This is a genomic window from Chiayiivirga flava (assembly GCF_014202825.1).
Taxonomy (GTDB): domain Bacteria; phylum Pseudomonadota; class Gammaproteobacteria; order Xanthomonadales; family Xanthomonadaceae; genus Chiayiivirga; species Chiayiivirga flava.
Genome location: NZ_JACHHP010000001.1, coordinates 396,181 through 415,405, shown reverse-complemented (window position 1 = coordinate 415,405; position 19,225 = coordinate 396,181). Strand labels below are relative to the sequence as shown.

Below are 19,225 nucleotides of genomic sequence, written 5' to 3'. Positions count from 1 at the left end.
CGATGCCGGCACTTGCAGTCACCACCGTCAGCGGCAACGACATCGCGCCGTGGCTGGCCGACGTTGCGCGCCTGCGCATCGCCGTGTTCCGAGATTTTCCGTATCTCTACGACGGCGAGGAGACCTACGAACAGCGCTACCTCGCAACCTACGCGACGTGTCCGCGCGCCGTCTTCGTTCTCGCATTCGACCGCGGACGCGTCGTCGGCGCATCCACCGGCATTCCGCTGCGCGACGACGGCGACGCGTTCCAGGCGCCGTTCCGTGCGCGCGGCATCGACGTCGATCGGGTGTTCTATTTCGGCGAATCGGTGCTGCTGCCCGGCTACCGCGGCCGCGGCATCGGCCACCGGTTCTTCGACGAGCGCGAGGCGCACGCGCGCCGGCTGGGCGGGTTCGATCTCGCCGCGTTCGCCGCCGTGGATCGCGATCCCGACGATCCCCGTCGCCCGCCCGACCATCGCGGCAACGAAACGTTCTGGCACAAGCGCGACTATGTCCGACAACCCGGCATGACGATGCGTCTTGCATGGAAGGAACTCGGCGAGCCGGACGAGACCGAGAAACCGCTGACCTTCTGGCTGCGCCCGCTGCGCTGACCCCGCGCGCGGCCGGACCACATGCCGCCGCGCCGCGCAGGCACTACACTACGCGGCCTCCCGCCCGACCCGGACCCCCATGAGCTGGCTGCAGAAACTCATGTCCTCGCGCATCCGCACCGATGGCGCGAACAAGCAACGCACCGTGCCCGAAGGCCTCTGGGAAAAGTGCGACAGCTGCGCGGCGGTGCTCTACCGCCCGGAGATGGAACGCAACCTCGATGTGTGCCCCAAATGCGGTTACCACATGCCGATCGAGGCGCGGCTGCGGCTCACGCGGTTTTTCGACGCGGACACGGCCGTGGAGCTCGACGCCGGGCTCGAACCGGTCGACGCGCTCAAGTTCCGCGATTCGAAGAAATACATCGACCGCATCAAGGCCGCGCAGAAGCAGACCGGCGAGAAGGACGCGCTGGTCTCGATGCACGGCCAGCTCAAGGGCCGCCCGCTCGCGGCATGTGCGTTCGAGTTCCGCTACATGGGCGGCTCGATGGGCGCGGTGGTGGGCGAAAAGTTCGCGCGCGGCGCGGAGTTCGCGCTCGAGCGCAAAATGCCGTTCGTGTGTTTCACCGCCACCGGCGGCGCGCGCATGCAGGAAGGCCTGTTCTCGCTGATGCAGATGGCCAAGACCTCGGCCGCGCTGGCGCGCCTGCGTGCGGCGGGGCTGCCGTACGTGGCCGTGCTCACGCACCCGACCACCGGCGGCGTGTCGGCGAGCCTGGGCATGCTCGGCGACATCAACGTGGCCGAGCCGCAGGCGCTGATCGGCTTCGCCGGTCCGCGCGTGATCGAGCAGACCGTGCGCGAGACGCTGCCCAACGGATTCCAGCGCAGCGAGTTCCTGCTCGACCACGGCGCCATCGATCTGATCTGCGATCGCCGCGAACTGCGCGACAAACTCGCCGACCTGCTGGCGCTGTTCACGCACGCGCCCAGGCCCTCCGCCAGCGTCGCCGCGCCGGCATGACGGAACGCAAATACTTCGGCACCGACGGCATCCGCGGACGCGTCGGCGAGGGCCCGATCTCGGCCGATTTCGTGCTCAAGCTCGGCTGGGCCGCCGGCCGGGCGCTGGCGCGCGAGGGCCACGCGAGCGTGGTCATCGGCAAGGACACGCGCATCTCCGGCTACATGTTCGAAGCGGCACTCGAAGCCGGGCTGGTGGCGGCCGGAGCCAACGTGCGCATGCTCGGCCCGATGCCGACGCCGGGCGTGGCGTACCTCACGCGCTCGCTGCGTGCGGATGCCGGCATCGTGATCAGCGCCTCGCACAATCCCCACCATGACAACGGCATCAAGTTCTTCTCCGCGCACGGCGAGAAACTCGACGACGCCACCGAGCTTGCGATCGAGGCGGCGCTGGGCGAGCCGTTCTCCACCGTCGCCTCGGAAGACCTCGGCAAGGCCATCCGCATCGACGATGCCGCCGCGCGTTACGCCGAATTCTGCAAATCGACCGTGCCCGAGGATTTCTCGCTGCGCGGACTGAACATCGTGGTCGACTGCGCGCACGGCGCCACGTATCACATCGCGCCGAAACTGTTCGCCGAACTGGGCGCGAAGGTCGACGCGATCGGCACGCAGCCGGACGGGCTGAACATCAACCGCGAGGTCGGCTCCACGCACATCGCCACGCTGCAGGCCGCGGTGCGCGAGAAACGCGCCGATCTGGGCATCGCCTTCGACGGCGACGGCGACCGGCTGCAGTTCGTCGATGCCGACGGCGGCGTGCTCGACGGCGACGACCTGCTCTACATCCTCGCCCTCGACTGGCAACGCACCGGGCGCCTGCAGGGTCCGGTGGTCGGCACGCTGATGACCAACTACGGGCTGGAGCGCGCGCTTGCCGACGCGGGCATCCCGTTCCGGCGGGCGCGTGTGGGCGATCGCCACGTGCACCAGATGCTGGTGGAAGGCGAGGGCACGCTCGGCGGCGAAACCTCCGGGCATCTGCTGTGCCTGGACAGCGCCAGCACCGGCGACGGCATCGTCTCCGCGCTGCAGGTGCTCGAAGTGCTGCGTCGGCGCGGCGGTACGCTGGCCGGCCTGCGTGCGGGCCTGGTGAAGGTGCCGCAGAAGACGGTAAACGTGCGGGTGGCGGCCGGGCAACGACCGGCCGATGCGCCCGAGGTCCTCGACGAAATCGCGCGTGCCGGCGAGCGGCTGCGCGGGCGCGGGCGCGCGTTCGTGCGCGCGTCCGGCACCGAGCCGGTGGTGCGCGTGACGGTGGAGGCCGACGACGCGGAGTTGATGCAGGCGTCGCTGGACCGGGTGGTGGCGGCCGTGCGCGGGGCAGCCGGACAGGGTTGAGTGGGCGGGGGGTCGCAAGAGCGGCCCCCTTCCGCCCTGCCGGGCACCTTCCCCCGCAAGCGGGAGAAGGAACAGCCGAGGGCGCGTGGATCGTGCGCGCAGGTGCTCCATCGGGCCAGAAGCACCAGTGCAACGGCGATGCAGCCAGTTCGCCTCGCCGCCTGCGGGTCCTTCTCCCGCGCAGCGGGGGAAGGTGCCCGGCGGGGCGGAAGGGGGCCGATCCCGCAACGCTCCCCCCATCTCCGACCCGGGCGCTAGAATCACCGATCCAGCCCAGTCCCGGACCACCCGTGAGCCAGATCCCCACCCTCGACATCCGCCGCTACGACACCGATCGCGATGCTTTCGTCGCCGAACTCGGTGCGGCCTACCGCGAGTGGGGCTTCGCGGGCATCAACCACCACGGCATTCCGCAGCGGCTGATCGACGAGTCCTACGACGTGTTCAAGCGCTTCTTCGCGCTGCCGGACGAGGTGAAGCGCAAGTACCACGTGCCCGGTGGCGGCGGCGCGCGCGGCTACACGCCGTTCGGCATCGAGACGGCCAAGGGTGCGAAACACTTCGACCTGAAGGAGTTCTGGCACGTCGGTCGCGAACTGCCGCCCGGCTCGAAATACGCCGACGTGATGCCGCCCAACCTGTGGCCGGACGAAGTGCCGGACTTCCGCGACAAGGCCTACGCGCTGTACCAGGCGCTGGACCAGCTCGGCGCGCGCGTGCTGTGCGCGCTGGCGCTGCATATCGGCCTGCCGGAGAACTACTTCGCCGACAAGACCAACAACGGCAACTCGATCCTGCGCCCGATCCACTATCCGCCGATCACCGCCGACGACATTCCGAACGTGCGCGCCGGTGCGCACGAGGACATCAACTTCATCACGCTGCTGGTCGGCGCCAGCGCGGCCGGTCTGGAAGTGCGCGCGCACAACGGCGACTGGGTGCCGTTCACCGCGGACGCCGACACGATCGTGGTCAACATCGGCGACATGCTGCAGCGCCTGACCAACCACGTGTACCCGTCGACGACCCACCGCGTGACCAATCCGCCCGGCGAACAGGCGCGCAAGCCGCGCTACTCGACGCCGTTTTTCCTGCATCCGAATCCGGACTTCCTCATCGACGTGCTGCCGTCGTGCATCACGCCCGAACGGCCGAGCCGTTATCCCGAGCCGATCACGGCGCACGGCTACCTCGAAGAGCGGCTGCGCGAAATCAAGCTGCGCTGATCACGGGCGCAGGCGCGTGGCGGCCGTGCGCCGCGACGGCAGCGGGACGGTGCTGAGCCGGTTGCGCGCGATCGTGCGCATCGGCTCTGGACGCCCCTTGTCCATCGTCCGCCGGAGTCCACGCATGACCGTTACCGCCACCGCCTTCCGCGCCTGCATCGCCACGACACTGCTGCTGGCCGCCTGCCTGGTGCCGCCGCCGGCGCTGGCCGGCAGCGCTGGTGCGCAGCCGCTGTTCGCCGACGGCTTCGAGCCGGGGCCGATCCGGCCGCTGTTCCCGCGCGTCGACGGCGAATTCCAGCTGCCGTCGAATCCGACCACCGACCAGCTCGCCTGGCTGATGGACGAGCTCGCTGCGGGCGAAACCACCACCGCGGAGGAAGTCAACGCGCATTTCAGCGCCGGCTGGCTGTCGCAGATCCCGGTGGCGAACACGCAGGCGTTCCTGCAGTCGCTGCGCACCACGTTTCCGGACGCGGTGATCGACGACGTGGTGACGGTCACGTCGATCCGCGTGGTGGTGGTGATCCGCGCGCCGGCCGACGACCGGCTCGGCTATCTGCAGATCGGCGCCACCTACTCGGGCGGCGGGCCGATCGTGCTGCTGGGCGTCAGCAACTACGGCGGCAGCACGCAGTATCCCGAGGACAGCACGCTGACGCTGACGCAGGCGGTCGACAAGTTCATGACGCTGTCGGCGGCGCCGGGCCTGCTCATCGCGCGCATCGACGACGCCGGACAGTGCCAGCCGATCGTCGAACGCGATCCGGCCACGCCGCGCGCCACCGGATCGATCTTCAAGCTGTGGGTGATGGCCGGCGTCGCACGCGCGATCGCGGACGGCATCGCGGCGCCGGAGGATCTGGTCGCGCTCGTCGCCGAACACCTCGCGCGCGGTGGCGTGATCAACGACGAGCCGCTCGGCACGCAGTTCAGCGTGTTCGACCTCGCGGTGCTGATGCTCGGCATCAGCGACAACACCGCGACCGACCTGCTGCACGACCTGGTCGGCCGCGTCGCGCTCGACCAGGCCGTGGTCGACACCGGCGTCGCCGATCCGTCGGTGCTGCAGCCACTGCTGAGCATCAACCAGCAGTTCCACCTGTTCTATTCGTTCCCGCTGGCCGTGGCGCAGGATTACGTCGACGGAAGCGAGGCCGACCAGCTGCAGTTCCTCGCCGACGAGATCGAGCCGCTCGGCCCGCTCGGCAACGGACCGTTCCCGTACTTCAACGTGTCGCTGCTCGCCGGCGGCAGCTGGAGCGCGAGCCCGTACGACGTCTGCGCGACGTTCGCGCACCTGCGCACCTTCGACGGCGACGCCGCCACCACGATCGACTACGCCGTCGGCGCCAGCTCCGGGCAGCCGGGCGTGCGCAACCGATGGGACCGCGTCTGGTACAAGGGCGGCAGCCTCGCCGCGGCAGCCAACGACTTCCACGTGCTCACGCACGCGTGGATGCTCGAACGCACCGGCGAGCAGCCGCTGGTGGTGGTGGCGATGTCGAACGACGGCAGCGGCGGCGTCGACCAGTTCGACGTGCAATCCGTGCTCGGGCGCGTGCTCGAGCTGGTGGCGGCGCTGCCGTAGCGCCGCCGTCACGGGTGGTGCGACGGCGGTCGCGGTCCGCGGTCTCGGCGGGCGCCGATGGTCTGCCGCTGCGCGTGCTCTTGCTCAGGCGCCGGCGGCGGCCGGCGTCGATGGCGCCGGGTTTGCAGGGGAGGCGTAGGCGTCGTTGTGCACGGCCTGCACCGCGCGGCCGGACGGGTCGACCACGTTTTTCAGCGACGGGTCCCATTCCAGCGCCGCAGCGGTCGAACACGCCACCGACGGACCGCCCGGCACGCACTCGGCGGCGTAGGCCTGCGGATAGTGCCGTTCGAACAGTGTGCGGTAGAAGAACGCTTCCTTGGTCAGCGGCGTGTTGTGCGGGAAGCGGTGGCGCGCGTTGGCCAGATCGGAGTCCGAGACCTGCTGCTCGGCGTGCGCCTTGAGCGAGTCGATCCACGAATAACCCACGCCGTCTGAGAACTGCTCCTTCTGCCGCCACAGCACGGCGTCGGGCAGGTAGCCCGCGAACGCCTCGCGCAGGAACTGCTTTTCGATGCGACCGCGCTGCTTGCCCGAGAGTTTGACTTCCGGATCCAGGGTCATGGCCGCGTCGATGAATCCGCGGTCGAGAAACGGCACGCGCGCTTCCACGCCCCAGGCCGCCATCGACTTGTTCGCGCGCAGGCAGTCGAACAGGTGCAGGTTGTCGAGCTTGCGTACGGTTTCCTCGTGCAGGGCCTGCGCGTTCGGGGCCTTGTGGAAATAGAGATAGCCGCCGAACAGTTCGTCCGAGCCTTCGCCCGAGAGCACCATCTTGATGCCCATCGCGCGGATGCGGCGTGCCATCAGGTACATCGGCGTGGACGCGCGGATGGTGGTGACGTCGTAGGTTTCCAGGTGTGCGATGACGTCGGGCAGGGCGTCGATGCCCTCCTGCACGGTGAAGTGGAATTCGTGGTGCACGGTGCCGATGTGCGCCGCCACCTGCCGCGCGGCCTTGAGGTCCGGCGACTCGGGCAGGCCGACCGCGAAGCTGTGCAGCTGCGGCCACCAGGCTTCGGTCTTTTCGTCCTCGTCCACGCGGCGCGCGGCGTATTTTTTCGCGATGGCGGCGACGAGCGAGGAATCGAGCCCGCCCGACAGCAGCACGCCGTACGGCACGTCGCTCATCATGTGGCTGCGCACCGCGGATTCGAACGCGTGACGCAGCGCGGCGCGGTCCGACGCGTTGCCGGCCACGGCGGCGTAGTCGCGCCACGTGGGCTTGTAATAGAGCGTGGGCTCCGCATCGCCGGAGGTCCAGTACGACCCGGGCGGAAACTCCCTGGCGTCGCGGCAGATCGGCGTCAGCGCCTTGAGCTCGGAGGCGACGTAGAGATTGCCGGAGGCGTCGTAGCCGAAGTAGAGCGGGATGATGCCGATGGGATCGCGCGCCACGAGCCAGGTCTTCTTCGCGGCATCCCACAGCACGAAGGCGAACATGCCCTCAAGGCGGTTCAGCCACGCGCCCGGGTCGCCACCGCGCAGGTACAGCGGCAGAATCACTTCGCAGTCGGAATGGGTCTGGAATTCGAATTCCGCTTCGAGCTCCGCACGCAGCGCGCGGTGGTTGTAGATCTCGCCGTTGACCGCGAGCACCTGCCGCCCGTCCGGGCTCTTCAGCGGCTGCGCGCCGCTGTCCACGCCGACGATGGCCAGGCGCTCGTGCACCAGGATCGCGTGCTCGTCGTCATACACCCCCGACCAGTCCGGCCCGCGGTGCCGCATGCGGCGCGACTGGTCCAGCGCCTGCGCGCGCAGGGCGACGGGATCGGACTTCAGATCGAGAATGCCGAGAATCGAGCACATGCGGGGCAGGGCCGGGGTGAGGAAGGACGGGAGGCCGATGCTATCAGCGCCGTCGATTTTGTGCACTGCGTCAAGCCGCCGGCATCGGCGGCGAGATCAACCCAGCATGCGGCCGATCAGCGCCACGACCTCGCCCGACAGCATCACGCTGGCCACGATCGCGCCGATGCCGAGCGTCCAGGCGATCAGCAGCAGCACGCCGTCGCGTTCGATCAGCGCCACCGCGTACAACAGCAGCACGATCCCGTACGGGTAGTTGGTGAACGGGATCGGCAGCGCCAGCAGCAATCCCAGGATCACCAGCTGCAGGCCGGTGAACGCGTGCGCCCATACCCGTTCGGTGATCTGCGTCAGGCGCGGACGGCAGATCCGTTCCAGCCGCGACAGCAGCGGACGGAAGCGTGCGCCGAAACGGGCCACGGTGGCGCGCTCCATGCGGCGGCGACGCACCCAGCCAGGCAGCCACGGGCGCGAGAACGTCAGCAGCATCTGGGCGCCGAGCAGCGCGATCATGGGGCCGGTGATCGCGCCGATGCCGATCGGCACCGGGATGAAGGTCGGCAGCAGGATCACGAGCAGCAGCGCACCGAAGGCGCGCTGGCGAAAGCTCGAGAGCAGTTCCTCGAAGCTGATCGAGCCGCCGGCGCGATCGTCGCCGAGGATGCTCAGCAGCGTGCTCGTGCGCAGCGGCGCCACGCCTTCGGGCAGAGGCGTGAGTCGACTCATGTCAGTCGCTCTCGTGCGGATCGGACGCCGTGTCCGCAGGGGCCGCCTGCACGCGCTGCACCAGCAGCTTGTCGATGCGCGCGCCGTCCAGGTCCACCACTTCGAAGCGCCACTGTTCCCAGTCGAACGCCTCGCCCGAGTGCGGAATGCGGCCGAAGCGCGCGATCATCATGCCGGCGACGGTGTTGTAGTCGTGGTCTTCCTCGTCCGGCAGCGCGTTCAGCGACAGCAGTTCGCGAAGATCCTCGGTGGAGAGGCGGCCGTCGACGAGATAACTGCCGTCCTGGCGGCGCACCACCTGCGCCTCCTCGTCGGCCTCGCTCTCGTCCTGCTGCAGGCGGCCGAGCACGGCGCCGAGCAGGTCGTTGAGGGTCACCAGGCCCTGGATGTCGCCGTATTCGTCCACCACCAGCGCAAGGTGCGCGTTTTCCTCGCGGAAGATCTCCAGCAGGTTGAGCGCGCGCGTGGATTCGGACACGAACAGCGGTGGCCTGAGCGTGCGGAACAGCGCATCGCGCTCGCGTTCGCCGCTGCCGATGAGCGCGGCGAGGGATTTGGATTCGAGCACGCCGATCACTTCGCTGTCCGAGCCGCGGTAGACCGGGTAACGCGAAAACGGCGTGTCGCGCATCACCTCGAGATTCTCGTCGCGGCTGGCGGTGGCGTCGAGCCAGGCGATGCGCGTGCGCGGCGTCATCAGACTGTCGGCGCTGCGGTCGCCCAGGCGCATGACGCGGTTCATCATGTTGCGTTCGTCGTCGTCGATCAGGCCCTGCTCGTGGCCTTCGGCGACCAGCAGGCGGATTTCCTCTTCCGACACGCGCGATTCGGAGCCCTGCAGGCGCAGCACGCGCAGCAGGGTGCGGGTGCTGACGGTCAGCAACCACACGAACGGCGCGGTGATCTTCGCGATGACCTGCATCGGCACCGCGACCACGCCGGCGATGCGCTCGGGCGCGAGCAGCGCGGCGCGCTTGGGCACGAGTTCGCCGAAGATGATGCTGAAGTAGGTGATCAGCGCCACGCTGATCGCCACGCCCAGGCCCTCGGCCACTTCGCGATCGATGCCCAGGCCCCCCAGCCAGAGGCCGACGCGCGCGCCGATCGCCGCGCCGCCGAACAGGCCGGTGAGGATCGATATCAGCGTGATGCCCACCTGCACGGTGGAGAGAAAACGCTCGGGATGCTCGGCGAGGTCGAGCGCGGCGCGCGCGCTGCGGCTGTCGCCGGCCAGTTGCTTGAGCTTGGGTTTGCGCGAGGTGACGACCGACATCTCCGACAGCGCGAAGAAGGCGTTGATCAGGATGAGGACGAGGACAACGGTGATTTCGAGGGCCATGGGCCGCCGGCGGAGGCGCCGGCACGGGTCTCCGCGGGTGAAGGTGGGGCGGGGGTGCACTATGCCATAGCCCGCTTTCGGGGCGTAAGGCGCTCGATCCGGGCACGTCGGGAACGAACGAGGCCGCACGCGCGCTGTCGTCCGCGCGTTTCCCGCGCATCTCACTCTCACGCGCGCCTCGTCCAATCTCCCGCCTTCCATTAAGCTAGCGGTCACATCGCGGTCACACGGTGGCGCGCGGTTCATTCAAATCAACCACTTCCGGGGCACTCCGCATGTTTTCCCTGCAAACCATCTTCGGCAAGGGCGATCGTTTCTACGGACTGCTGGAGGCGGCGGCGGACGCCGCGGTGCAGAGTGCCGGCGCGCTGCGCACGCTCGTGAAGTCGCGCGGCAACGAGGCCTCGCTGTCGGATTTCAAGATCGCGCGGCAGAAGGAAAAGGAAATCTCCGACCAGATCAGCCGCGAACTGGTCGACACCTTCGTCACCGCGCTCGAGCGCGAGGACATCGAGGCGCTGGGCTCGGCGATCTACCGCATTCCCAAGACCATCGAGAAGTTCGCCGACCGCTTCGTGCTGGCCGGCGACAAGCTCGCCCAGATCGAGTTCGGCCCGCGCGCGGCGATGCTGGAGGAGGCCACGCAGCTCGTCGCGCAGATGGTGCGCGGCCTGCGCAAGCTGCAGATCGAGCCGATGAAGGCGCTGTACGACCGCCTGCGCAATGTGGAGGCCGAGGCCGACCGGCTGATCCTGGAGATGTACCGCGACCTGTACTCGGGCAAGTACGACGGCCTGCAGGTGCTGCTGATCAAGGATTTCTTCGAACTGCTGGAGAAGGCGATCGACCGCTGCCGCGAGGCCGGCGTGGTGACATACCAGATCGTGCTGAAGAACTCCTGAGGCCGCGCGCGTGCTGACCCTCGTGCTGATGGTGGTGCTGTTCGCGCTGGTGTTCGAATACATCAACGGTTTCCACGACACCGCCAATTCCATCGCCACCGTGGTGGCCACCAAGGTGCTCACGCCGATGCAGGCGGTGATGCTGGCGGCCGGCATGAATCTCGTCGGCGCGCTGTGGGGCACCGCGGTGGCCAAGACCATCGCCTCGGGCCTGGTCGACGTGCAGGTGGTGACGATCACCTCGCAGGTGCTGATCTGCGCGCTGTCCGGCGGCATCGTCTGGAACCTGATCACGTGGTGGCTCGGCCTGCCGTCGTCGAGTTCGCATGCGCTCATCGGCGGACTGTGCGGCGCCGCGCTGGGCGCTTCCGGCACCGACTGGGCCGCGATCATCTGGTCGCAGCCGGCCGATCCGTGGTGGAAGGGCGCCGGCGTGCTGTGGAAGGTGGTGGTGCCGATGGTGACCTCGCCCGTGATGGGCTTTCTTGCCGGTTTCGCGATCATGGGCCTGCTGTTCGCGCTGATCGCGGGCATGGCGAAGACCGGCGGACCGCTGGCACGCCTTGCGCGGCCGCGCTGGGTCAACGGGTTCTTCGGCAAGGCGCAGATCGTCTCGGCCGGTTACATGGGGTTTGCGCACGGGCTCAACGACGCGCAGAAGACGATGGGCATCATCGCGCTGGCGCTGGTGAGCGCGCAGGCCGTCGGCACGCTCGACAACCTGCCGGACTGGCTCGCCTTCCTGCATCCGTCCGATGCCGCGCTGCGCGAGGGCGACATCGACACCTGGATCAAGATCACCTGCGCGCTGGTGATGGCGGCAGGCACGGCCGCCGGCGGCTGGCGCATCATCAAGACGCTCGGCCACAAGATGGTGAAGCTGCATCCGATCCACGGCTTCGCGGCCGAGACCAGTGCCGCGTCCGTCATCACGCTGGCGTCGTCGCTGGGCATCCCGGTCAGCACCACGCACAACATTTCCGCCGCGATCATGGGCGTGGGCTGCGCCAAACGCCTCAATGCGGTGAAGTGGACCGTGGTGGAGCGGATGATCTGGGCGTGGATCCTGACCATCCCGGCCGCCGGAGGCATCGCCTATCTGATGGTCGAGGGCCTGCGACTGCTCGGCTGGGCCTGACCGCCGAGGCGCTTCACGCGCACCGCTGCCGCGGTGTTGCGCGCGGAACCGTCAGAACAGATCGCCGCCGGCCGAGAAGGTGCGCTCCATGCGGTCGCCCAGACCGCCGATCTCGATCACGATGCGGTCGATTTCCGCCGCCGTCAGTGCGTTGTACGGGCGGTTCTCGCACAGGTGCAGATACGGAATGCCGTCGAGCTCGGACACGGCGAGGTAGCCGCAGCGCTGCTCCCAGTTGAAGTAGAGCGCACGCTTGGTATCGATGCCGGTGATCGGCGCGATCGAGGTGCTCACGCGCAGGTAGTTGCGCCCGTCCTCGCCCTCCATCTCGGCCAGGAACAGCCCCTGCCGGCGGGTGCCGTTGTCCAGGCTCAGTTCGATGCCGATCAGGTAGGGATCGTTGGTCCGCACCGCGTAGTGCGATGTCGCGTGCGCGCGGACTTGCTCGAAATTCTGCATGGGGTGGGCCGATCGTTCGTGGAGGCCGGTATTCTAGGGCGATGGCTCCGCGAAAAACAGGCGGCGTGTCCGCAGCCGCGGCAAAGCACGCGAAAAAGCCCGCGATAAAATCCGCGGAAAAACCCGCGAATGTGCCGCGCACGACCGCGAACGAGAGCGTGCCGTACGCGATCGCGAAACAGCGCATCCTCGCCACGATCCGCGCGATTCCGCCCGGCAGCGTCGCGGCCTATGGCGAGGTGGCGCGCCGCGCGGGGCTGCCCGGGCGTGCACGCCTCACCGCGCGCGTGCTCGGCGACAACGACGACCCCGACCTGCCCTGGCACCGCGTGCTGCGCGCCGGCGGCCGCATCGCCTTTCCCGAGGGCTCGCGCGGCTGGCGCGAGCAGAGCGCGCGCTTGCGCGCGGAGGGCGTGCGGGTGGAGGCCGGGCGCGCGCACGGCGCGCCCGAACCGGACGACATCGATGCCTTCCTCTGGGGCCCGCCACGCTGAGGCGCTCGCGGCGGTGCGTCGCGGCTAAGATGGCGGACGGCCCTCTTGCGTGGACACCGATGTTCAACGACATGCCCCCGATCACGCGCGCGCTGCTGGCGAGCAACGTCCTCGTGTTTTTCCTGCAGTGGATGCTCGGCGACCCGACGTTTTTCCCGTTCATGCTGTGGCCGCTGGGGGAACACGCCGGCCTGCTCGGCGGGATGCCGGTCACGGTCGAGTTCCTGCCGTGGCAGCTCGTCACCTACGGTTTCCTGCACGCCAATCTCGCGCACCTGTTCTTCAACATGCTGGCGCTGGTGATGTTCGGCGGGCAGATCGAACGGGTGTGGGGATCGCGGCGTTTCGCGCTGTACTACGTCGTCTGCGTCGCGGGCGCCGGGTTGGTGCAGCTGGTGGTGGCGACGCTGACGTTCCGCGACACCGGCAACCCGTATCCCACCATCGGTGCCTCGGGCGGCGTGTTCGGCATCCTGCTGGCCTTCGCGATCCTCTTCCCGCACGCGCGGCTGATGCTGATCATTCCGCCGATTCCGATGAAGGCACGCACGTTCGTGATCCTCTACGGACTGCTCGAACTCTTCATGGGTGTGTTCTACCGCGGCTCGGGCGTGGCGCACTTCGCGCATCTGGGCGGCATGGCGTTCGGTTTCCTGCTGATCCAGTACTGGCGCGGGCGCTGGCCGTTCCGGCGCCCGCGTCCTAGAGCATGAAGCCCAGATCGCGCGTGTCGAAGTTGGCAAGGCTGGGGAACAGCACGTCGAGCGCGGTTTCGTCCTGCACGCCGAACCAGCGTGCCAGCGTGGCGCCGTACTGATCCACCGAGATCTGCGGAATCAGATTGCCGTCGCCGGCAATCACCGGGCTGGCGGCGGACAGGTCGGGCATCTCCCCGACGATGCGACCGCCGTCCACCGCACCGCCGAACACGAACAGATGGTTGCCCCAGGCGTGGTCGGAGCCGTCGCCGTTGCTGGTGAGGCTGCGGCCGAATTCGCTGCTGGTGAACGTGGTCACTTCGCTTTCCACGCCCAGTTCCACGGTCGCTGCGTGGAATGCGCCGAGCGCGCGCGAGAGTCCGGCGAGCAGTTCGGGCTGGTCGCGCGACTGCGAATCGTGCGTGTCGAAGCCGCCGAGCGCGGTGAAGAAGATCTGGCGGCGATGGCCGAAGGTCTGTCGCAGCGAAATTAGCTCGGCGGCGCGGCGCAGCTGGCTGCCGAGCACGAACGCGAAGCGGTCGGCCGCGGGCGCGCCTTCGGCCGGCGGCGGCGGGAACGCGGTCGCGAGTGGCGACGCATCGGCCAGTGCCGACTGCAGCGTGCGGTAATCGCCGACCGCACCCTGCAGCGTGCGGCGATACTGCTCGACGAGCAGGTTCGGGTGCGACTGCGCGAGCAGCGCTTCGAGCCGCAGGGCGGCATCGTCGTCGTGTTCGGTGACGAGCGAGCTGATCGCGCCGGTGCCCACCGCCAGCGCCTGCGATGCGCGTCCGGCAAGAAACGGATTGGCGCCGGCGAGCGACAGGTTCATCGCGATCGTGGCATCGGGGTTGTAGCCGGCGTGCAGCAGATCGGCCGCGCGACCGGCCCAGCCGCTCATCGGCGTGCTGTCGACCGGCGAGCGCGCTTCCAGCGTCTGCCAGAAGTCCTGCTGGTCGTTGTGCGAGAACAGCTGCGGCGGCAGGCGCGCGCTGCGGTTGTCGTAGGCGCTGCGCGACACCGGTTCCAGCAGCGCACCGACGTTGGCGAGCACGCTCAGCCGGCGCTGCTGGAACAGATCGCGCATCTCGCCCAGCGCCGGATGCAGGCCGAGCGCGTGCGTTGCACCGCTGAGCGGTTCGATCGGCAGCAACTGCGCCGAGGGGATCGTCAGCCCGCGGCGGCGGTCGGCGTAGACCGCGTACTCGGCCGTGCTGCGCGGCACGACGAGGTTGTAGCCGTCGTTGCCGCCGAGCAGGAAGACACACACCAGCGCCTTGTAATCGTCGCCCCGCGGCGTCTGCTGCGCCCACGCCGCATTGAGCAGCGACAGCGATTGCGGAGCGATGAAAAACCCGGCGCCGCCGGCCGCGGCGACGAGGCTGCGGCGCAGGAACGTGCGGCGCGAGAGCATGGTACGGATCGAAGACATGAGGTGTTCCTCAGCGCTGCACGGCGAATTCGGGAGAGGCGGCAATCAGGTACAGCGCGTTCTGCACGCGCAGCATCGGATCGTCCGCCGGGATTTCGAGCACGCGCGCACGCACCCGGCTGCGCAGCGCGGGCGACATCCCGCCGCCGAGGAACAGCACGTTGGCGCGTTCGATCATGGCGTCGATGGCGGCGTTGCCGCCGTCCGCGATCGAGGCGCGCCAGCTGTCGAGCTGGGTCTCGCGTACGCCCGGATACTGCTGCGCGTTCATGTAGCAGCCGTGGCACTGCCAGAAGATGCGGCCCCACTGGTCGTTGGTGAGCGCGATCGCAAACGTGTCGGTGATTGCCTGCAGCTCGGGCGCGACCAGGCCCTGTTCGCCGAGCGCGCCGCCGGGCGTGTAGGACGGCGAGAAGAAGTTGAACACCGACGGCGCCGCCAGCGGCGACTGGTTGTAGCGCAGATGGATGTCGATGTCGTCCGGGAACATGCGGTCCTGGAGCCAGGACACATCGAGCCCGCGCCACACTTGGGTCAGCCGCAGCAGCGGTTCGCGCACCTTGCCGAAGGTCGCGGCGTTGCGGACGTGGCCGAGGCGCGCTTCGTCGTCGAGCAGGATAGCGCGCACCACCGCGGCCAGGTTGCCGCGCTCGCCGTTGCCGTCGTTCTCGAACACGGCGGCGACACGGTCGATGTATTGCGGCGACGGGTTGCTCGTGACCAGCCGCTGGATCAGCTGCCGGCTCACGAACGGCGCGAGATTGGGATGCGCGAAAATCGCGTCGAGCGCGGCGTCCAGATCGACCGCGGCGTCGCGGTTCGCGGGCAGGACGATGCCGTCGAACAGATGCTTTTCGCTGCGGTCGTGGTAGGCCTCGAAGGCCCGCATCGGCGCCTCGGTGCTGCAGGTTGCCTGCGCGTTCTCGAATTCGAAGCCCTCGCAGCCCCAGCCGGTGAACACGTGCGCGAAGCCGCGCACCACCTGCTCGTCGTAGGTCGGCACCGTGTCGCCGCCCACGATGAGGGGCGTGCCGTCGCGGTTGAGCTTCACCAGGCCCAGCGAAAACAGCTGCAGCACTTCGCGTGCGAAGTTCTCGTCCGGCCGGATGTTGTTGGCTGGGTCTGGCTTGCGGTTGCGGTACATGCTCAGGAAGCGGCCCATCGCCGGGCTCAGCGTCACGTCCTGGAGCAGATCGCGGTAATTGCCCAGGCCGTTGCGCAGCAGGATGTCGTAGTACGCGCCGAGCACCAGGCCATCGTTGGCGAGGTTGTTGCCGCGCTCGGACACCACCAGGATCTGGCTCAGGGCGAACGCGACGCGCTGGCGCAGCTGGTCCGGTGCCGACAGCGCATTGTCGAACCAGGCCTGGGTGAACACCCAGAAATCGATGGCCGGATCGGCCGGCGACTCGTCGTGCACCTTCATGTAGTCCAGCACCGGGGTCATCGGCAGCGCGAGCTGTGCGTCGATCCAGTCGGCGTAGCGCTGTCCCTGCAGGGCCGCGATGTCGGCCTCGGTCGCGCCGAAGGTCGCCTGTTGCAGGAAGCGGCTGGCGTCGGCGGCCGTGCGCGCCACCCCCGGGCCCGACTCGAACCCGTCGGCGAGGAGCGTGCCGCCGGCCTGGGCCCGGATCGCGGGTGCGGCGGCAAGCAGCAGGGCGAATGCGAGCGCGGCAAGACGCTGGATCGGGTGCATCGTCGGAACTCTCCGCAAGGCGGGCCTGCGGGAGGCAGGCGCGTGTCGCCGGCTCGGGTGACGCGTTGCGATGCCCGATCGGCGCACGCAATGCGGCGAAACGAAGTGCGCTCGCCGGCCGAGGGATCCGGGCGACGGGCCGGCGTGCCGGTGCGATCGCCCGCGCAGCGTGCCGGCGGGCGCGGACGCACCGCTTGCCGCGTCGGTTGTCGCCAACCCCTCGTCTCGGCTACAATTCCGCGGCTTTCCCAAGCACTTACTCCTTCCGCTCCACCCACCGGCGGGCCACGCGGTGCGTCCTGCGCGCTCCATCGCGCTCCACGACGTTCCTGCGGGCCACGCATCATCGAGGCAACACCATGGCAATCGACACCCAGAAGATCATCGAGGATTTCAAGCGCGCGCCCACCGACACCGGCTCGCCGGAAGTCCAGATCGCGCTGCTCTCCGGCCGCATCGAGCACCTCACCGAACACTTCAAGATCCACAAGCAGGACCACCACGGTCGCCGTGGCCTGCTGATGCTGGTCAACCAGCGTCGCCGCCTGCTTGCCTACCTCAAGGGCAAGGACATCGAACGCTACAAGACGCTGATCGAGCGCCTCGGCATCCGTCGCTAATCGGCAAAAGGACAACTCAACGTGGCGAAAGTAACCAAGACCTTCCAGTACGGAAATCACCAGGTCACCCTGGAAACGGGTGAAATCGCCCGTCAGGCCAGCGGTGCCGTCATCGTGAAGATGTCGGACACCGTGGTGCTGGTGTCCGTGGTGGGCAACAAGTCGGCGAAGGAGGGCATGGATTTCTTCCCCCTCACCGTCGACTACCAGGAAAAGTTCTACGCCGGTGGCCGCATCCCCGGTGGCTTCTTCAAGCGTGAAGGCCGCCAGACCGAGCGCGAGACGCTGAACTCGCGTCTCATCGATCGTCCGATCCGTCCGCTGTTTCCGGAAGGCTTCCGCAACGAAGTGCAGGTCATCGCGACCGTCATCTCGCTGAACCCGGAAGTGGAAGGCGACATCCCGGCGCTGATCGGCACCTCGGCGGCGCTCGCGCTGTCGGGCATTCCGTTCAACGGGCCGATCGGCGCGGCCAAGGTCGGTTACGCGAACGGCCAGTACATCCTGAATCCGACCGCCACCGAGCTCAAGACCTCCGACCTCAACCTCGTCGTCGCCGGCACCGCGAAGGCCGTGCTGATGGTGGAATCGGAAGCCAAGCTGCTGTCGGAAGAGGTGATGCTCGGCGCGGTCACCTTCGGTCACCGCGAGATGCAGGCCGCGATCAACGCCATCAACGAATTCGCCGCCGAAGCCGGCCCGCGCCCGGCGTGGAACTGGCAGCCGCCGGCGAAGAACGAGGCCATGGTCTCGGCGCTGAAGAACGCCATCGGCGACAGGCTCACCAGCGCCTTCGCGATCCGCGAAAAGCTCGCGCGTCGCGACGCGATCTCCGCGCTCAAGAAGGAAATCCTCGCCGGCCTGAAGGCTGACGCGGACGCCAACGGCTGGCTGCCGGCGGATCTGTCCGCCGAGTTCGGCGAGTTCGAATACAACACGCTGCGCCAGAGCGTGCTCGACACCAAGGTCCGCATCGACGGCCGTGCGCTCGACACCGTGCGCAACATCGATGTGCGCGTCGGCGTGCTGCCGCGCACCCACGGCTCGGCGCTGTTCACGCGCGGCGAGACGCAGGCGCTGGTGGTCACCACGCTCGGCACCACGCGTGACGGCCAGGTCATCGACGCGGTCGAGGGCGAGTCGAAGGACCACTTCCTGTTCCACTACAACTTCCCTCCCTATTCGGTGGGCGAAGCGGGCCGCATGATGGGTCCGAAGCGGCGTGAGATCGGCCACGGCCGTCTCGCGCGCCGCGGCGTGCAGGCGGTGATGCCGAAGATGGAAGACTTCCCGTACACGATCCGCGTGGTGTCGGAAATCACCGAATCGAACGGTTCGTCGTCGATGGCGTCGGTGTGCGGTTCCTCGCTCGCCATGATGGACGCCGGCATCCCGCTGACGGCGCCGGTCGCCGGCATCGCGATGGGCCTGGTGAAGGAAGGCGACCGGTTCGTCGTGCTGTCCGACATCCTCGGCGACGAAGATCACCTCGGCGACATGGACTTCAAGGTGGCCGGTTCCGCCACCGGCGTGTCCGCGCTGCAGATGGACATCAAGATCGAAGGCATCACCGAGGAAATCATGAAGGTGGCGCTGACGCAGGCGAAGGCCGGCCGTCTGCACATCCTCGGCGAAATGGCCAAGGCCATGAGCGCCCCGCGTGCGGACCTGTCCGACTACGCGCCGCGCCTGCTCACGATCAAGATCCACCCGGACAAGATCCGCGAAGTGATCGGCAAGGGTGGCTCCACCATCCAGGCCATCACCAAGGAAACCGGCACCCAGATCGACATCCAGGACGACGGCACCATCGTCATTGCCTCGGTCAACGCCGCCGCCGCGCAGGCCGCGAAGGCGCGTATCGAGCAGATCACGAGCGATGTCGAGCCGGGTCGCGTCTACGAAGGCAAGGTCGCCAAGCTGATGGACTTCGGTGCGTTCGTCACCATTGCGCCGGGCAAGGATGGCCTCGTGCATGTGTCGCAGATCTCCAACGAGCGTGTCGAGAAGGTGTCCGACAAGCTCAAGGAAGGCGACACGGTGCGCGTCAAGGTGCTGGAAGTCGACAAGCAGGGTCGCATCCGCCTGTCGATCAAGGCGGTGCTGGAAGACGAGGCTGCGGCGCAGGGTTGATCCCACGCTGCAATCGATTTCGGTGCAAGGCAAAGGCGGGCTTCGGCTCGCCT

General features: G+C 68.3%; 17 protein-coding genes. 11 read left to right on the top strand and 6 right to left on the bottom strand.

What is annotated here, in order from left to right; all coding sequences use genetic code 11:
* The first annotated feature begins 2 nt into the window (after positions 1–2).
* The 5 genes from HNQ52_RS01785 to HNQ52_RS01765 all read left to right on the top strand — a co-directional run bounded on the left by HNQ52_RS01785 (position 3) and on the right by HNQ52_RS01765 (position 5,726).
* The gene (locus HNQ52_RS01785; protein WP_183959935.1) at positions 3–599 is read left to right on the top strand and encodes a GNAT family N-acetyltransferase; all 597 of its coding nucleotides are present in this window, start codon (positions 3–5) and stop codon (positions 597–599) included.
* Positions 600–678: 79 nt separating this feature from the next.
* Complete coding sequence (accD, locus tag HNQ52_RS01780) at positions 679–1,566, top strand: acetyl-CoA carboxylase, carboxyltransferase subunit beta (protein ID WP_183959191.1); 888 nt, start codon at positions 679–681, stop codon at positions 1,564–1,566.
* On the top strand, positions 1,563–2,909 hold the full coding sequence (gene glmM, locus HNQ52_RS01775; protein ID WP_183959189.1) for a phosphoglucosamine mutase: 1,347 nt from the start codon (positions 1,563–1,565) through the stop codon (positions 2,907–2,909). The genes accD and glmM overlap by 4 nt, the downstream gene beginning before the upstream one ends.
* 290 nt (positions 2,910–3,199) lie before the next feature.
* Complete coding sequence (locus tag HNQ52_RS01770; RefSeq protein WP_183959187.1) at positions 3,200–4,135, top strand: isopenicillin N synthase family oxygenase; 936 nt, start codon at positions 3,200–3,202, stop codon at positions 4,133–4,135.
* A 124-nt stretch (positions 4,136–4,259) separates the two neighbouring features.
* A complete protein-coding gene (locus HNQ52_RS01765) occupies positions 4,260–5,726 on the top strand; it encodes a serine hydrolase (RefSeq protein ID WP_183959185.1) in 1,467 nt (488 codons plus the stop codon).
* An 84-nt stretch (positions 5,727–5,810) separates the two neighbouring features.
* Here the strand turns inward: HNQ52_RS01765 and asnB are convergent, their stop codons facing one another.
* From asnB to HNQ52_RS01750, 3 genes are all read right to left on the bottom strand, one after another.
* Positions 5,811–7,535: an asparagine synthase B gene (gene asnB, locus HNQ52_RS01760; RefSeq protein WP_183959183.1), complete on the bottom strand. Its 1,725-nt coding sequence runs from the start codon at positions 7,533–7,535 to the stop codon at positions 5,811–5,813.
* A 96-nt stretch (positions 7,536–7,631) separates the two neighbouring features.
* Entirely contained in the window at positions 7,632–8,261 is a 630-nt protein-coding gene (locus HNQ52_RS01755; RefSeq protein WP_183959181.1) for an exopolysaccharide biosynthesis protein, read from the bottom strand.
* A gap of 1 nt (position 8,262) precedes the next feature.
* Positions 8,263–9,600, bottom strand: coding sequence for a hemolysin family protein (locus tag HNQ52_RS01750; protein WP_183959178.1), 1,338 nt, complete (start codon positions 9,598–9,600; stop codon positions 8,263–8,265).
* Positions 9,601–9,875: 275 nt separating this feature from the next.
* Between HNQ52_RS01750 and HNQ52_RS01745 the strand changes: the two genes are divergently transcribed.
* Both HNQ52_RS01745 and HNQ52_RS01740 read left to right on the top strand, forming a co-directional pair.
* Entirely contained in the window at positions 9,876–10,502 is a 627-nt protein-coding gene (locus tag HNQ52_RS01745; protein ID WP_183959176.1) for a DUF47 domain-containing protein, read from the top strand.
* Positions 10,503–10,512: 10 nt separating this feature from the next.
* Positions 10,513–11,640: an inorganic phosphate transporter gene (locus HNQ52_RS01740; RefSeq protein WP_183959174.1), complete on the top strand. Its 1,128-nt coding sequence runs from the start codon at positions 10,513–10,515 to the stop codon at positions 11,638–11,640.
* A 51-nt stretch (positions 11,641–11,691) separates the two neighbouring features.
* Here the strand turns inward: HNQ52_RS01740 and HNQ52_RS01735 are convergent, their stop codons facing one another.
* The gene (locus HNQ52_RS01735) at positions 11,692–12,099 is read right to left on the bottom strand and encodes a hypothetical protein (RefSeq protein WP_183959172.1); all 408 of its coding nucleotides are present in this window, start codon (positions 12,097–12,099) and stop codon (positions 11,692–11,694) included.
* A gap of 158 nt (positions 12,100–12,257) precedes the next feature.
* Between HNQ52_RS01735 and HNQ52_RS01730 the strand changes: the two genes are divergently transcribed.
* Complete coding sequence (locus tag HNQ52_RS01730) at positions 12,258–12,593, top strand: MGMT family protein (RefSeq protein ID WP_343059157.1); 336 nt, start codon at positions 12,258–12,260, stop codon at positions 12,591–12,593.
* A 59-nt stretch (positions 12,594–12,652) separates the two neighbouring features.
* Complete coding sequence (locus HNQ52_RS01725; protein WP_183959168.1) at positions 12,653–13,306, top strand: rhomboid family intramembrane serine protease; 654 nt, start codon at positions 12,653–12,655, stop codon at positions 13,304–13,306.
* Here the strand turns inward: HNQ52_RS01725 and HNQ52_RS01720 are convergent.
* Together HNQ52_RS01720 and HNQ52_RS01715 are read right to left on the bottom strand one after the other, a co-directional pair.
* Positions 13,296–14,723: a DUF1501 domain-containing protein gene (locus tag HNQ52_RS01720; RefSeq protein ID WP_183959166.1), complete on the bottom strand. Its 1,428-nt coding sequence runs from the start codon at positions 14,721–14,723 to the stop codon at positions 13,296–13,298. The two genes, HNQ52_RS01725 and HNQ52_RS01720, sit on opposite strands and share 11 nt — an antisense overlap.
* A 10-nt stretch (positions 14,724–14,733) precedes the next feature.
* Entirely contained in the window at positions 14,734–16,419 is a 1,686-nt protein-coding gene (locus HNQ52_RS01715) for a DUF1800 domain-containing protein (protein ID WP_183959164.1), read from the bottom strand.
* 359 nt (positions 16,420–16,778) lie between these two features.
* On the opposite strand from HNQ52_RS01715, the gene rpsO reads away from it, so the two are divergent.
* Both rpsO and pnp read left to right on the top strand, forming a co-directional pair.
* The gene (gene rpsO / locus HNQ52_RS01710; RefSeq protein WP_183959162.1) at positions 16,779–17,039 is read left to right on the top strand and encodes a 30S ribosomal protein S15; all 261 of its coding nucleotides are present in this window, start codon (positions 16,779–16,781) and stop codon (positions 17,037–17,039) included.
* A gap of 21 nt (positions 17,040–17,060) precedes the next feature.
* Positions 17,061–19,172: a polyribonucleotide nucleotidyltransferase gene (gene pnp, locus HNQ52_RS01705; protein ID WP_183959160.1), complete on the top strand. Its 2,112-nt coding sequence runs from the start codon at positions 17,061–17,063 to the stop codon at positions 19,170–19,172.
* Positions 19,173–19,225: the final 53 nt, after the last annotated feature.

Coding starts and splice junctions, on each gene's coding strand:
- HNQ52_RS01755 (WP_183959181.1), bottom strand. CDS start 8,261: ATGAGTCGACTCACGCCTCTGCCCGAAGGCGTGGCGCCGCTGCGCACG.
- HNQ52_RS01720 (WP_183959166.1), bottom strand. CDS start 14,723: ATGTCTTCGATCCGTACCATGCTCTCGCGCCGCACGTTCCTGCGCCGC.
- HNQ52_RS01725 (WP_183959168.1), top strand. CDS start 12,653: ATGTTCAACGACATGCCCCCGATCACGCGCGCGCTGCTGGCGAGCAAC.
- HNQ52_RS01735 (WP_183959172.1), bottom strand. CDS start 12,099: ATGCAGAATTTCGAGCAAGTCCGCGCGCACGCGACATCGCACTACGCG.
- HNQ52_RS01785 (WP_183959935.1), top strand. CDS start 3: ATGCCGGCACTTGCAGTCACCACCGTCAGCGGCAACGACATCGCGCCG.
- accD (WP_183959191.1), top strand. CDS start 679: ATGAGCTGGCTGCAGAAACTCATGTCCTCGCGCATCCGCACCGATGGC.
- HNQ52_RS01745 (WP_183959176.1), top strand. CDS start 9,876: ATGTTTTCCCTGCAAACCATCTTCGGCAAGGGCGATCGTTTCTACGGA.
- rpsO (WP_183959162.1), top strand. CDS start 16,779: ATGGCAATCGACACCCAGAAGATCATCGAGGATTTCAAGCGCGCGCCC.
- HNQ52_RS01715 (WP_183959164.1), bottom strand. CDS start 16,419: ATGCACCCGATCCAGCGTCTTGCCGCGCTCGCATTCGCCCTGCTGCTT.
- asnB (WP_183959183.1), bottom strand. CDS start 7,535: ATGTGCTCGATTCTCGGCATTCTCGATCTGAAGTCCGATCCCGTCGCC.
- HNQ52_RS01765 (WP_183959185.1), top strand. CDS start 4,260: ATGACCGTTACCGCCACCGCCTTCCGCGCCTGCATCGCCACGACACTG.
- glmM (WP_183959189.1), top strand. CDS start 1,563: ATGACGGAACGCAAATACTTCGGCACCGACGGCATCCGCGGACGCGTC.
- HNQ52_RS01750 (WP_183959178.1), bottom strand. CDS start 9,600: ATGGCCCTCGAAATCACCGTTGTCCTCGTCCTCATCCTGATCAACGCC.